Source organism: Pseudohalioglobus sediminis, assembly GCF_008370495.1.
GTDB lineage: Bacteria > Pseudomonadota > Gammaproteobacteria > Pseudomonadales > Halieaceae > Halioglobus.
In genome coordinates this window covers 760,667-774,670 of record NZ_VTUX01000001.1, presented here as the reverse complement: position 1 = coordinate 774,670, position 14,004 = coordinate 760,667, and the positions used below count along the sequence as shown (strand labels likewise).

The 14,004-nt window shown below is 59.9% G+C and carries 9 protein-coding genes; 5 read left to right on the top strand and 4 right to left on the bottom strand.

Annotation, left to right across the window (positions count from 1 at the left end; all coding sequences use genetic code 11):
• Nucleotides 1-20 precede the first annotated feature (20 nt).
• Nucleotides 21-1,241: a type II secretion system F family protein gene (locus tag F0M18_RS03345; protein WP_149609947.1), complete on the bottom strand. Its 1,221-nt coding sequence runs from the start codon at nucleotides 1,239-1,241 to the stop codon at nucleotides 21-23.
• Between the two features lie 40 nt (nucleotides 1,242-1,281).
• Complete coding sequence (gene pilB, locus F0M18_RS03340; protein ID WP_149609946.1) at nucleotides 1,282-2,997, bottom strand: type IV-A pilus assembly ATPase PilB; 1,716 nt, start codon at nucleotides 2,995-2,997, stop codon at nucleotides 1,282-1,284.
• A gap of 478 nt (nucleotides 2,998-3,475) precedes the next feature.
• On the opposite strand from pilB, the gene F0M18_RS03335 reads away from it, so the two are divergent.
• From F0M18_RS03335 to F0M18_RS03320, 4 genes are all read left to right on the top strand, one after another.
• Nucleotides 3,476-3,952, top strand: coding sequence for a pilin (locus tag F0M18_RS03335; RefSeq protein ID WP_149609945.1), 477 nt, complete (start codon nucleotides 3,476-3,478; stop codon nucleotides 3,950-3,952).
• Between the two features lie 117 nt (nucleotides 3,953-4,069).
• Entirely contained in the window at nucleotides 4,070-5,989 is a 1,920-nt protein-coding gene (locus tag F0M18_RS03330; protein WP_149609944.1) for a hypothetical protein, read from the top strand.
• Complete coding sequence (locus tag F0M18_RS03325) at nucleotides 5,986-7,896, top strand: hypothetical protein (RefSeq protein WP_149609943.1); 1,911 nt, start codon at nucleotides 5,986-5,988, stop codon at nucleotides 7,894-7,896. The genes F0M18_RS03330 and F0M18_RS03325 overlap by 4 nt, the downstream gene beginning before the upstream one ends.
• A gap of 3 nt (nucleotides 7,897-7,899) precedes the next feature.
• Nucleotides 7,900-8,766 (top strand): glycosyltransferase family 2 protein, encoded by an 867-nt coding sequence (locus F0M18_RS03320; RefSeq protein WP_149609942.1) that lies wholly within the window; start codon nucleotides 7,900-7,902, stop codon nucleotides 8,764-8,766.
• A 39-nt stretch (nucleotides 8,767-8,805) separates the two neighbouring features.
• Here the strand turns inward: F0M18_RS03320 and F0M18_RS03315 are convergent, their stop codons facing one another.
• Both F0M18_RS03315 and F0M18_RS03310 read right to left on the bottom strand, forming a co-directional pair.
• Nucleotides 8,806-10,989 (bottom strand): malate synthase G, encoded by a 2,184-nt coding sequence (locus tag F0M18_RS03315; RefSeq protein ID WP_149609941.1) that lies wholly within the window; start codon nucleotides 10,987-10,989, stop codon nucleotides 8,806-8,808.
• Between the two features lie 123 nt (nucleotides 10,990-11,112).
• On the bottom strand, nucleotides 11,113-12,069 hold the full coding sequence (locus F0M18_RS03310; protein WP_149609940.1) for a LysR family transcriptional regulator: 957 nt from the start codon (nucleotides 12,067-12,069) through the stop codon (nucleotides 11,113-11,115).
• Nucleotides 12,070-12,231: 162 nt separating this feature from the next.
• Between F0M18_RS03310 and F0M18_RS03305 the strand changes: the two genes are divergently transcribed.
• Nucleotides 12,232-14,001, top strand: a complete 1,770-nt coding sequence (locus tag F0M18_RS03305; protein WP_149609939.1) for an acyl-CoA dehydrogenase — start codon at nucleotides 12,232-12,234, stop codon at nucleotides 13,999-14,001.
• Nucleotides 14,002-14,004: the final 3 nt, after the last annotated feature.

Here is a 14,004-nt window from a genome sequence, read left to right as displayed (position 1 = left end):
CCCGATGGGCCGTTGCCGGCCTAGATCACCGATCCAAGCATGAATATCGGCAGGTACATGGCAATCATCAGCCCGCCTACCATGACGCCCAGAATGGACATGATCAAGGGTTCCAGCAGCGAGCTCAGGTTGTCCACGGCATCGTCCACCGCTGATTCGTAGTGATCCGCCACTTTACCCAGCATGTCGTCGAGTGCGCCCGACTCCTCACCGATGGAGACCATCTGCAGCAGCATGTTCGGGAACAGCCCCGTGGTCTTTATGGAATTGTAGAGCGTGGAGCCCGTCGTTACGTCGTCCTTGATCTGCCGGATCGCCTTGGCATAAACCGAGTTGCCGGCAGCGCCCGCGGTGGATTCCAGTGCATCAACCAGCGGCACCCCCGCCGCAAAGGTGGTGGACAGGGTGCGTGAGAAACGGGCGATGACCGCGTCGTGCACGATGCCGCCAACGATGGGGGTTTTCAGAAACGCCTTGTCCAGCCACTCCGAGAAACGTACCGAGCGGAACTTGGCCTCCCTGAAGGCAAAGATGATGGCAATGATGCCGACAATACAGACAAACCAGTACGACTGTACGAACTCCGACATGTTCAGGACCATCTGCGTGAATGCAGGCAGGTCGGAGCCGAAGCTCTGGAAAGTCTCGGCGAAAACGGGGATTACCTTGATCATCAGGATCAGGGTCACGATGACGCCAACCGCAATTACCGCCAGCGGATAGGTCATGGCCTTCTTGATCTTGGCTTTCAGGGCCTCGGTCTTCTCCTTGTACGTGGCCACGCGATCGAGCATCACTTCCAGGGTACCCGACTCCTCGCCGGAGGCGATCAGGCTGCAAAACAGTTCGTCGAAGTGTCGCGGATGCTTGGCCAGCGACGGCGCCAGGCCGGTGCCCGCTGCGACATCGTTCTTGATGTCGTTGACCAGTTGCCTCATGCGCGGTTTGTCCTGCCCGTCGGCAACAATTTCGAAGCTCTGTACCAGAGGTACGCCAGCCTTCATCATGGTTGCCATCTGGCGGGTGAATACCGCGATATCTGCCGGCTTGATCGCCTTGCCCTGGCCGGAACCGAATAAGGGCTTGGCCTTCTTCTTGACGGTGCGGGGGGATATCCCCTGTCGGCGCAACTGCGCCTTGGCCATGGCGCTGCTCGCAGCGGAGATCTCGCCCTTGGTGGCGCGGCCGTTCTTGTCCTTACCGCTCCAGGTAAATACGTCGTTACCGGTTGCTGTTGCCATAGTCTCTACCGCCCCTGTTTCCGTCCCTTATGGGTTGTTATCAATCTACTGTTATTCTGTTGGCTTCTTCCAGTGTGGTGACGCCCTGGGTCACCTTGCGCAGCGCCGATTTGCGCAGCGTACTGAAACCCTCTGCGTTGGCCGCTTCCTGAATCTGGATAGAGTTGCCTTCTTCCATGATCAGCGAGGCGATCTTCGGAGTGATCCTGACCACCTCGTAGACACCCACACGTCCTTTATAGCCTTCATTGCACAGGCTGCAGCCCACCGCTTTCATCAACTTGGCCCCTTCCAGCTGCTCATCGCTAAACCCTTCCTGTATCAGGGTTTCGTGAGGTATTTCAGCGGGTACCGCGCATTCCTTGCACAGCCTTCTTGCCAGTCGCTGGGCAATGATCAGGTCCACCGAGGTCGCCAGGTTGAAGGCAGGTACGCCCATGTTGAGCATGCGGGTGATGGTTTCCGCGGCGCTGTTGGTGTGCAGGGTGGACAAGACCAGGTGACCGGTCTGTGCCGCCTTGATGGCGATTTCGGCAGTCTCCAGGTCACGAATCTCACCCACCATGATCACGTCCGGGTCCTGGCGCAGGAATGAGCGCAGGGCCTCGGCAAAGTTGAGGCCGACCTTGGGGTTCACGTGTACCTGGTTGATACCGGCGAGGTTGATTTCTACCGGGTCCTCCGCGGTGGAAATATTGCGCTCGGGCGTGTTCAGTATATTCAGGCCGGTGTAAAGGGAGACCGTTTTACCGGAACCGGTCGGGCCCGTGACCAGGATCATGCCCTGGGGCTGGTTCAGGGCCTTCATGTACATCTCTTTCTGGTCTTCCTCGTAACCCAGGGCATCGATACCCAGTTGGGCACTGGTCGGGTCGAGAATACGCAGGACGATTTTCTCGCCGAACAGTGTTGGCAGAGTGTTGACACGAAAGTCGATGGCGCGGTTGCGCGAGAGCTTCATCTGTATGCGACCGTCCTGCGGCACACGGCGTTCGGAGATGTCCATCTGGGACATGACCTTCAGGCGCGCGGCGAGGCGGCTGGACAGGTTGCGTGGCGGCTTGACCATTTCCCGCAGCACACCGTCGGTGCGAAAACGCACGCGGTAGTCGTGCTCGTAGGGTTCGAAGTGGATGTCCGAGGCGCCCTGCTTGATAGCGTCAATCAGTACCTTGTTGACGAAGCGCACGATAGGCGTTTCGTCGATGGCGTCAGTGCCATCGTCGCTGTCCGTGGCTTCGCCAGTAGACACGTCGATACTTTCGAGGTCCTCTGAGTCCAGGTCGCCCAGGCCATCGCTGAGGTTATCCTGGTTGTCTACCCAGCTGGATATCATCGCCGCCAGCGCGCGCTCTTCGAGCAGTACCGCGTCCGTATTGACGCCGGTATGGAACTTTATCTCGTCAAGTGCGGCCAGGTTGGTGGGGTCCGATACCCCGATGAAGAGGCGGTTGCCGCGGCGGTACAGGGGCAGGGCGTGGTGCTTGATCACCAGCTCCACCTCGACCAACCCGTTGGGGATGTTACTGAGATCGAAACAGGACGCGTCAAACTGGGGAACACCGAATTCCTGCGACGCCACCGTGGCGAGACGGAGGCTGTCGACGTTCTTCTGGTTGACCAGATAGGTCACCAGGGGCGTCTGTTCCATAGACGCTTCGCGCTGGGCTTCCACGGCCGCTTCGGCGGAGATCAACCCCTCCGCCACCAAGCGGCCAGCGAGACCGCTCAGTTGACCTATTCCCTTATCATTCATCTCCGTTGATGCCCCGGTGCGGTGTCAGATTCGTAGCTTCTCTATATGCATCAGCATGTTGTCCAAGAAGTATAAACACTGTCTGCAGGGGGGCATAGCGTTTGCACAGTAGAGAATAGGGAAATGTGGAGTTTTTCCGTTCACAGCACTTGATCTAGCCTGCATGTATGCAGCACCAGGGGCTTCAAAGCCAGAAACGTTTGCGATGCGTCTTGCGCTGAAAAACAGATTCAGGACGCGCAGTCCAAAAGTGACAAAATTTGTCAGTATGCGACGCGTTGCTTGCCCCTGGGCTGTTGAGCGCGCGGCGCCAGGTCTCCCTGTTTATATCTATAAGTAATTGATAATTAAAGAGAATAAAATTATTTGCGAAAGTTGGCCCGCAATCTGCATTACTCAAGTGGCACATGGCAGGCTGTGCTACTAATCAGGTAGCGCAGCCCCAAAACAAGTAATCATTCTCAATGGAGTAGGGAATATGAACATTCAAAAAACAGCTCAAAAGGGTTTCACCCTGATCGAACTGATGATCGTTATCGCGATCGTCGGTATTCTGGCGGCTATTGCACTGCCCGCTTACCAGGACTACATCGTGCGTTCCAAGATGTCTGAGCCTGCTGCGGCGCTGGCGGAAGCCAAGACTTCGGTATCCGAGTTCTACGCCACCAACAACGCTATGCCTGAAGATGCGAACCAGGCTGGCATCCTGACCAACCCTGACAAGCCCATCGTGGTTTCCCTGCTGTACTCATCAACTGAAACAGCTGGACTGCCGCTGCTGACTGCTGTTGTGCGTGACGGTGTGATTCCTGGTGGTACTGACCCGCAGGGCTTCTCACTGTCTGGTGTGACTGGCGCTGGCAACACCCTGTCCTGGGTATGTAAAGGCACTGTGACTGTAGGTTCTGTAAACACTATCGAGTCCAAGTACCTGCCTTCAAACTGTCGTAACTAAGTCACGGCATTATCATCGAAGCCCGGTCCTTGACCGGGCTTTTTTTTGGTAGATTAGAACCTTCCTGACTGACAGAACGCGTTTATGCTCCGCCGTCCCAATCTGAGGCAGGCCTTATTGTTGCCTGGTCTGCTGGCTATTACAGCGGCGCTCTACTGGTCCGGCCTGTCCGGGCCATTCCTGTTTGATGATGGGCCCGCGCTTACCGGTAATGCGTACCTGACATTTGATGCCGGTGTCTTCGACCAGTGGCGCCTGGCCACATTCAGCTCCGATTCCGGCCCCCTGCAGCGCCCACTTGCCATGTGGAGCTTCGCTGTCAACAGTGTACTGGCAGGAGGCTGGGACGCGTTCCAGGTCAAACTGGGCAACCTGCTGATTCACCTCGCCTGCGGCTGCCTGGTTTACCTGTTTGCCGGGGTGGTTGTCTCTCGCGCCACCAATAATCTGGACCGGGCGGGCTGCAACAGGGTTGCGCTGTTGGCGGCGGCCCTCTGGTTACTCGCGCCCTTGCATGTGTCCACGGTTCTCTACGCGGTGCAGCGTATGGCGCAGCTGGCGACGCTGTTCACCCTCGCGGGACTGGTGTTGTTCGTGTTGCGACGGGAGCGTTGGGCGGAGCGCGGAGCGAGCACTGGCGAGCTGGTCGCCACCTCGATGTGGCTCGGCCTGTTGTTGTTACTGGCTGCCTTTTCAAAAGAGAACGGCGTACTGCTGCTATGGCTGCTGCCGGTTGTGGAGGTGACCCTGTATCGCGGCCGCTGGGCCGGCGGACACAGTCGCGTTGTGCACATGCTGGGCTGGGCTGGTGTGCTGGTCCCCGTTGTGTTGCTGGTGGCCGCCACCTGGCTGGTGCCGGAATTCGTACAGAACCGCTATGCCTGGCGCGAGTTTACTTTGCAGGAACGCCTGCTGACGCAGTTGCGGCTGCTATGGCAATACCTCTACTGGCTGGTGTTTCCTGATATCAACGCCATGGGCTTCCAGCACGACGACATAGCCCTGTCCCGGTCCTGGTCTGACCCGTGGACGACATGGCTCGCCGCTCTGGCCTGGTTGTGCGCTGCGCTGCTGGCTTGGCTGGCACGCCATCACTTTCCGCTGCTGGGTTTCGCGCTGCTGTTTTATCTCGTCGGGCACGCCATGGAGTCAAGTGTCTGGCCGCTGGAGATGGTCTACGAGCACAGAAGCTATCTGCCCAGTGTGGGTGTGTTTATTGCGCTTGCTGTCCTGTTGCACACACTGCTATCGAGGCAGCAGCTGGTGCGGCCAGGGCTGGTAAGTATTGTGGTGGTCTTGGTGGTTGCCACGCTGTTGTTCCTGCGTGTGCAGGTCTGGAGCGAGCCCTTGCGCTTGAGCGCCGTCAACGTGGCCAACCACCCGGACTCTTCACGCTCACGTTACTTCCTGGCGGAGTCTTACCTTAAACGCTACCGCAAGCTGTCTGCCAGTGAGCCGCCTGCAGAAGACGCCGGGCAATACCTGGTTGCGGCAAGGCACGAGTTTGAAGTGATGTACCAGAAAAACCCCCGGGACTTCGCCGCCCTGGTGATGCTGTACTACCTGGACAGCTATCATTTTCGGGAATTGCAGGCCTACAATGACTGGTTTTCCAAACTGCAGGATGTGGCAGCAACACGGGCGTTGCAGGCCTCTGATCGGGTGGCGTTGGATGTCTTGCTCGATTGTTTTGAGGAAAAAGCCTGTGACGCCAGCCCGCAGCAGGTAGGCTCGCTGCTCGATTTATTGCAGTCCCGCTATCCGGGTAATGTCGGCCTGACCTTGCTGCGTTATCGCTACCTGCGGTCTGTCGATGCCCCCGTTCAACAGCGCCAGACCCTGCTCAGCGATGCGCATAGAGCCAGGCCGGGTAATCTCGAAGTTTATCCCTACTATCTCGGCGAACTGGCCGCAGTGGGTGATGTCTCCGGCGTCTACGAGGGCATCAGGCAATGGTTGCAGTACGACCGCAAGCAGCGCCATCTCGGTGTGATCAGCGGTGTGTTCGCCGAGCCCGTCGGGGAGGCTTCGGAATGAGGGCCCAGGCGGTATGGCCAGGGCTCGCGCAGGGCTTGTTGCTGGTCGCGGTGCTGGGCCTTGTTTACTGGATCTACGCACCCGGCGCCGCCGGGCCGCTGCTACTGGATGACCGCTCCAGCCTCGGCAAGTTGGAAAACCTGGGCGGCAGCTCCGCGCAGGCGCTGGATTACGTTCTCGGTAATAATTCCGGGCCACTGGGTCGGCCGGTGTCGATGGCCAGTTTTGTGCTCGAAAAGCTCTACGGCGACGGCAGCGTCGCTACTGCCAAAACCGTGAACATCGCACTGCACTTGATTACCGGAGCCGTGGTCGCCTGGCTGTTCACGCTGTTGCTTCAGGCCGTGCGCGCGCCCCTGGCGGGCGCTGCTGGTGTGCTGTTCGCGGCGGTGTGGATGCTGGCGCCTATGCACGTCAGCACCGTGCTGTATGTGGTGCAGCGTATGGCGATGCTGGCCACCCTGTTTTCCCTGTTGGCTCTTGTTGGATATCTCTACTGGCGGCGCAGCGTTAGCGCCGGGCGGCCCCAGCACTGGCGCTTGCTGCCGGTTGTCGCGGCGATCGCGCTGGCGGTGTTTTCCAAGGAAAACGGTATTCTGGTCATCCCCCTGATACTGTTAACGGAAGTAATCTGGCTGCAATGCTGTGATGACAACGGCAGTGTGCTCAAGGGACTGCGCAAGTGGGCAGGGCTGGCCATCACGGCGGGCTTGGTGGCGACCCTGTTACTGCTCCTGGTGTATTGGGGGGCACTGGACGCGCGACACCATTTCCGTGAGTTCAACCTGGCGGAGCGCCTGTTCACCCAGTCCAGGGTGCTTTGGGATTATGTCAGCCAGTTTTACCTGCCCGATCCCCGCCACCTGGGCATTTATCACGATGACTTTGCTGTGTCACAGTCGCTGCTGCAGCCCGGGGCGACGCTCTATGCTGTACTGGGCTGGGCACTGGTGCTGGCTTTGCTGCCGCTACTCTGGCGCTGGCCCTGGTGGCGTCGTGTCATGCTCGGTCCGGTGTTCTTCCTGGCCGCGCATGCGATGGAGTCGACGGTGTGGCCACTGGAGCTCTATTTCGAGCACCGCAACTACCTGCCCAGCGTTGGCCTGGTGTTGTTGCCGCTGTCCGGCTTTGCGCTGCTGGCCAGCAGGTGGCCGCAGGTAGCCAGGCCACTGCTGGCGTGGTGCGGTGTAGCGATAGTCGTGTTGACTGTGCAGACCAGTCCTTTGGTAACGATCTGGTCAAGCGGGCCACTGTTGACCATGCATCATGTCAATGGTCACCCCGAGTCAGCGCGGGCGAACCGCGATTACGCCACGCTACTGGCCCGGGCTGGTGCTGCCGACGCTGCCCTGCGCTATTCCGAGGCAGCGTACCATTCGGCGCAGAAATATGCGGCTGCGAATGACGAGCACCACGGCGATTTCGTGCTGCGCAATATCGCGCTGGCGTGCATGGCCCGCGCGCCGCTAGCGCCGGCGGAGTACACGGAGCTGGGTAGCCAGAACCCCGATAGACCGCTGGGGCAGGTGTTTACCATGAGCACGGTGATCAAACTCCGGCAGCAGGACGCCTGCCCCGGATTCGACTGGGACGGGTTCATGGAGCATCTTGCCGGGCTATACCTGCAGCGATTCGATACCCGCCTGGCGTCCACCCACATGTTCGCTGCACTGGCGATGCTGGCCAACGCGCACGGACACTGGGAATATGCGCACGCCTATACGCAGCGTTACCTGGAGCGTGCTCCCGGCAGCGTGCGGGCAATGCTGATGCAACTGCACTTCGCCACCGCCCTGGGCAGGTCAGAAGAGGCGCAGGGCTATATTGATCGCTTGCAAGAACTGCAGCGAGCAGGGAAACTGAGCACCGACCAGCAATCCACACTGTCTTTGTACCTGGAGAACTAGAATTTGAAGCTGTCAATCGTCATACCCGCGAAGGATGAGGAACAGGGCTTGGCCCTGACCCTGCCCAAGCTCTCGGCGGCCTATCCGGAGGCCGAGATACTGGTGGTCAATGACGGCTCCAGCGATGGCACTGCCGAGGTCTGCAGGCAGCACGGGGTGCAGGTGGTGGAGCATCCCTACAGCAAGGGCAATGGCGCTGCCATCAAGTCCGGCGCCCGGGCCGCCAGCGGTGAGTACATTGTATTCATGGACGGAGACGGCCAGCACGACCCCGCCGACATAGCAAAACTGCTGTACAAGGTCGAGGAGGGCTATGACATGGTCGTCGGTGCCCGCAGCAGTCGCGATGACCAGGCCAGCCTGGCGCGCTGGAGTGCCAACAGCCTCTACAACTGGTTGGCCAGCTGGATGGTCAATCGCAAGATCGATGATCTCACCTCGGGTTTCCGCATCGTCAGGCGCAGCAAGTTTCTGAATTTTCTCTACCTGCTGCCCAACGGATTCAGTTACCCAACCACCTCCACCATGGCCTTTTTTCGCGCCGGCTATTCAGTGGGATTTGTGCCGATCAGCGTGTCCAAGCGCCTCGGCAAAAGCCATATCAACGTCCTGCGCGATGGCGTGCGTTTTTTCCTCATAATTTTCAAAATCGGCACCCTGTACTCACCACTGAAAGTGTATTTTCCCGTAGCGGTGATGGTGGCCGGGCTGGGCGTGGCGAATTACGTGATTGCCAATATCTCATCCGGCACCCTGCGTTTTACCAACATGAGTACGCTGTTAATCCTCAGCGGCATGATTATTTTCCTAATTGGCCTGCTCTCCGAGCAGCTGACCAATCTGCAGTACAAGGATTCGGAAGAAGAATAAAAAAGGCCGGCAATTGCCGGCCTTTTCGAGTGGGTTTGCCTACTGGCAACCATACCTCGCCTTGGCCTCACGGCGGCGGGCATGCAGCACGGGCTCGGTGTAACCGCTGGGCTGTTCCCGGCCGAGAAATACCAGGTCACATGCCGCCTGGAAAGCGACGCTTTCGTTGAAGTCGGGTGCCATGTTGCGATAGTCCGGGTCGCCCGCATTCTGTGCATCAACCACTACCGCCATGCGCTCCAGTGTTTCCCGAACCTGCGCTTCGGAACACACTCCGTGGTGCAGCCAGTTGGCCAGGTGCTGGCTGGAAATGCGCAGGGTGGCGCGGTCTTCCATCAGGCCGACATGGTTGATGTCGGGTACTTTCGAGCAGCCGACCCCGTGGTCGATCCAGCGCACCACGTAACCCAGGATTCCCTGTGCGTTGTTGTCGAGTTCGCGCTGGATGTCCTCTTCTGAAAGGCCTGCCGCACCCTTGAGGGGAATAGTCAGGATGTCATCCAGTGACGCGGTTTCCCGGCTCTTCAGCTGTTCCTGTCGCTCGGCAACGTTGACGTCGTGATAGTGCATCGCGTGCAGCGTGGCGGCGGTCGGGGAGGGTACCCATGCAGTGCTGGCGCCGGCCATTGGGTGTCCAATCTTGGTGGCGACCATCTCGGCCATCAGGTCGGGCATGGCCCACATGCCTTTGCCGATTTGTGCCTTGCCCTGCAGGCCGCAGGACAGGCCGACATCGACGTTCCAGTCCTCGTAGGCGTTGATCCATGGTTCCTGCTTCATTGCGCCCTTGGGCGTCATTGCGCCAGCTTCCATGCTGGTGGCGATTTCGTCGCCGGTGCGGTCGAGGAAGCCGGTGTTGATGAAAACCAATCGCTCCCGGGCTTCGCGGATACAGGCTTTCAGGTTCACCGTGGTACGGCGTTCTTCGTCCATAATGCCGACCTTGAGCGTGTGGCGCGCCAGTCCCAGCGCGTCCTCTATGCGGTCGAAGAGTTTGCAGGTGAATGCGACTTCATCCGGCCCGTGCATCTTGGGCTTCACAATGTAGACGCTGCCTTCTCGCGAATTGCGCGCTGCGTCAGCGCCCTTGTTGAGATCGTGTTTGGCGATCAGGGCGGTGAACATGCCATCCATGATGCCCTCGGGGATCTCATTGCCGTCGCTATCGAGGATCGCCTCGTTGGTCATCAGGTGACCCACGTTGCGCACGAACATCAGGCTGCGGCCCGGGAGCACGAGGCGCGAGCCATCGGCGGCGGTGAATTCACGGTCCGCGTGCAGCGTGCGTGTCGTGCGCTCGCCACCTTTGAGGAAACTGTCCTCGAGGTCACCACGCATCAGCCCCAGCCAGTTGCGGTACACGACGACCTTGTCTTCGGCATCCACTGCCGCGACTGAGTCCTCGCAGTCCTGGATAGTGGTCAGGGCGGCTTCCAGCACCAGGTCAGCTACGCCTGCCTTGTCCGTGGCGCCTACAGGGCTGGAGGGGTCGATCAGTATTTCGATGTGCAGGCCATTGTGGCGCAGCAGGATGCTGTCCGGGTTGTCGGCCTGGCCGCGATAGCCGACAAACTGCTCCGGCGTTGCCAGCGTGCTGGCCTGGCCGTCTTCCAGCGCCACCTGCAGTGCGCCATCGGCAACACGGTAAGCTGACGCCTGGGTGTGATCTCCCACGGCCAGTGGACAGTGCTTGTTGAGGAAGTCGCGGGCAAAGGCGATTACCTTGTCACCCCGCACGGGGTTGTAGGCGCCGGCGCGAGTGGCGCCGTCTTCTTCGGAAATCACGTCGGTGCCGTAAAGTGCGTCATAGAGGCTGCCCCAGCGCGCATTGGCGGCATTCAGTGCATAGCGCGCGTTCTTGACGGGCACTACCAATTGCGGTCCGGCCAGCGTTGCTACCTCGGGATCCACGTTCTCTGTCGTGATGGCAAAGTCTTCGCCTGCGGGCAACAGGTAGCCGATCTCCTCAAGGAAGGCCTTGTAGGCGGCGCGATCGTAATCTGCACCGGGGTTGGCCTGGTGCCAGGCACTGACTTTCTCCTGCATGTCTGCGCGGACCTGCAACAGCGCGCGGTTCTCAGGCGCCATCTCGGTGACGATTTCCTCCAATGCAGACCAGAACTCTGCCGGCTGGACGCCGGTGCCCGGCGCGATCTCGGTTTCGAGCAATTGGTGGAGAACGGTGGCGACCTGAAGGCCACCCTGCTGGATGCGATCTGTCATGGTGTCTTCCTTAATTTTGGCACGAGCTAGAGCTGTAACGCCCATTATCGGGACGATTCTAGGATCGGGGGTAAGATTTAGCTAATTTATAGTTTTTATCGCCGCCATTCCGGCGCTGAATCCTTAAAGCGTCGGTTCCAGGCCATCCAGTTCCCTTGCCGTATCTGCGATCAGCTTGCGCAGCCAGCGGTTGGCGGGATTGTGCTGCAGAAGGGGGCTCCAGGCCATTTTCAGCTCCAGCGGTGGAATCTCGAGCGGCGGGTCGCGCAGCACCACCCGGGGGTTGTCGCGCTTGAGCAGGGCGGCCCGGGTAGGCAGGGTGACGATCAGGTCGTTCTGCTCCGCGAGCGTCATCGCCGCCTGGTAATGCCGGGTAAAAACCCGTATCTGGCGTTTTTTGCCGAGTTTATTCAGCGCCACATCCACCCAGCCGAGGCGTTGTACATCATCCGGGTTGACTCCCACACCCACACCCATGCCGGTCTTGCTGACCCAGACGTGATCTGCATCGAGGTAGTTTTCCAGCGTAAAGTCCTCCAGCATGGGGTGTTCGACGTTGAGAATGCAGGAGAAGGTGTCGTCCCAGAGGTGAATCTGGTGAAAGGACTGTGGCATGGAGTCGAAACGGTTGATGACCATATCCACCTTGCCGCGCTCCACATCGAGAAAGCTCACGTCAGAGGGCGTCATGATATCGAGGGTAATACCGGGAGCCAGGTTGCGCAGTTTGGCCAGTACTGCCGGGAACAGGGTAGCCTCGGCGTAGTCGCTGGCCATGATGCGGAAGACCCGCTGTGCCTGGTCGGGTTCGAATTCGGCGCGTGGCTGTACCGCACGGTCAATAGTGGTCAGCACCTCCCGCACTACCGGTTCCAGTTCCAGCGCGCGTTCGGTTGGGGTCATGCCATCGCTGGTGCGCACCAGCAGGGGGTCGTCAAACAACTCCCTCAGCCGGCGCAGGCCGTTACTCATCGCGGGTTGGCTGAGATTGAGCTGGTTGGCCGCCTGGGTAACATTGCGCTCGCGCAGCAGCGCGTCCAGGTAGACCAGCAGGTTGAGGTCGATTCGATTGACGTTCACTGCGACTCCGCATTCACTTTGTGAATGTTGAAAATACCGGGCATTGCTTTGGGGAATTATACCCGCGGCGTTAAAATTACCAAAGCTTTTGCGACGCTGAATTCGTCACCGTTTGCTCTATACTCTGCCCACTTTTCTTCGCCTGAACAGCCAGGAGTCACCATGGATACCTATCGCGCCCCCGTTGAAGATATGCGCTTTCTCATTGATGAGGTGCTGGAAGCCGAGAACGTACTCGGTTCACTGCCTGACTTTGCCGAACTGGGGGTGGGCCCGGACCTGACCGTGGCCCTGCTCGACGAGGCGGCCAAGTTGGCTGGTGACGCCCTGGCGCCATTGCGCCGCGTCGGCGATGAACAACCGGCCACCTGCGAAGCCGGTGCTGTGACCTGTTCCCCGGGCCACGAGGATGCCCTGAACCAGATGGGCGCGGGCGGCTGGATCGGCATCTCCAGCGACCCCAACTACGGTGGCCAGGGCCTGCCCGAGATCTACAGCACTGTCGGCCACGAGATGTGGAATGGCGCCAACATGGCGCTCGCCCTGGCGCCCATGCTGAGCAGCGGCGCCGCCCTGGCGATTCATGCACACGGTACCGAGGAGCAGAAGCGCACCTACCTGGAGAAAATGCACACCGGTGAGTGGATGGGTACCATGAACCTGACCGAGTCTGGCGCCGGGTCCGACCTGGGTGTGATGAAAGCGCGGGCGGTGCCTGAAGGTGACCATTACCGAATTACCGGACAGAAGATTTTCATCACCTGGGGCGATCACGAGGCCACTGACAACATTGTCCACCTGGTGCTCGCGAAACTGCCCGGTGCACCGGAAGGCAGCCGCGGCATTTCGCTGTTCATCGTACCGAAGTTCCTGGTCAATGAAGACGGCAGTCTGGGCGAGCGTAACGATGTGTATCCCGTGTCGGTAGAGCACAAGCTCGGTATTCACGGCAGTCCCACCTGTGTGATGGCCTTTGGCGACAACGGCGGTGCCATTGGCTACCTGCTGGGTGAAGAGAACCGCGGCCTGGCCTGCATGTTCACCATGATGAACGAGGCCCGTCTCAAGGTCGGTATCCAGGGGCTTGGTGCGTCGGAAGGCGCGTTGCAGAAAGCCACTGCCTACGCGCGGGAGCGCGTGCAGGGCGGGGTGCCGATAATTGAGCACGCTGACGTCAAGCGCATGCTGTTGACCATGAAATCGCTGTGTGAAGCCATGCGTGCCCTGGCCTATGCCGAGGCCGTCACCATGGACCTCGCCCACCGTGGTCCACAGGACCAGCGCGGCCAGCAGCAGTCGCGTATCGACCTGATGATACCCGTGATCAAAGGCTGGATGACCGAGGTCGGCCAGGAGGTCACCTCACTGGGTGTGCAGGTACACGGCGGCATGGGCTATGTCGAGGAAACCGGCGCCGCGCAGTATTTCCGCGATGTGCGCATTACGCCAATCTACGAGGGTACCAACGGTATCCAGGCGGCGGATTTGGTATCGCGCAAACTCGGCCGTGATGGTGGCGCCGCCATGGAAAGTGTTCTGCAGGACATTCGCGCCACCTGCGAGGGTTTGGCCGCCTCCGGCGATGCGCGCCTGGCCGGAATTGGCAGTGCCATGGAAGGGGCTCTCGCGGAGCAGGAGGCGTCAACACAGTGGGTGCTGCAGGCGCTGAAACAGGACGCAGCCGCGGCCATGGGGGCCTCTTTCGAGTACATGATGCAAACCGGGTACCTGTTTGGCGGCTGGCATCTGGCGCGGGCGGCACAGGTCGCGTTCGAACGGCTGCAGGCGGGTAGTGACAATCCTTTCTACGAAGCGAAACTGGCCACAGCGTTGTACTATGCCGAGCAGATCCTGCCTCGCTGCGCCGCGCATGCCGGCGCCGTGGCCAGGGCGGATGGCGCCCTGCAATCCTATCCCCTGGAGTGGATTTAAGGC

What these genes read in the sequence shown, in the direction of transcription:
- F0M18_RS03345 (WP_149609947.1), bottom strand. Translation starts at nt 1,241, where the DNA reads ATGGCAACAGCAACCGGTAACGACGTATTTACCTGGAGCGGTAAGGAC.
- pilB (WP_149609946.1), bottom strand. Translation starts at nt 2,997, where the DNA reads ATGAATGATAAGGGAATAGGTCAACTGAGCGGTCTCGCTGGCCGCTTG.
- F0M18_RS03335 (WP_149609945.1), top strand. Translation starts at nt 3,476, where the DNA reads ATGAACATTCAAAAAACAGCTCAAAAGGGTTTCACCCTGATCGAACTG.
- F0M18_RS03325 (WP_149609943.1), top strand. Translation starts at nt 5,986, where the DNA reads ATGAGGGCCCAGGCGGTATGGCCAGGGCTCGCGCAGGGCTTGTTGCTG.
- F0M18_RS03315 (WP_149609941.1), bottom strand. Translation starts at nt 10,989, where the DNA reads ATGACAGATCGCATCCAGCAGGGTGGCCTTCAGGTCGCCACCGTTCTC.
- F0M18_RS03305 (WP_149609939.1), top strand. Translation starts at nt 12,232, where the DNA reads ATGGATACCTATCGCGCCCCCGTTGAAGATATGCGCTTTCTCATTGAT.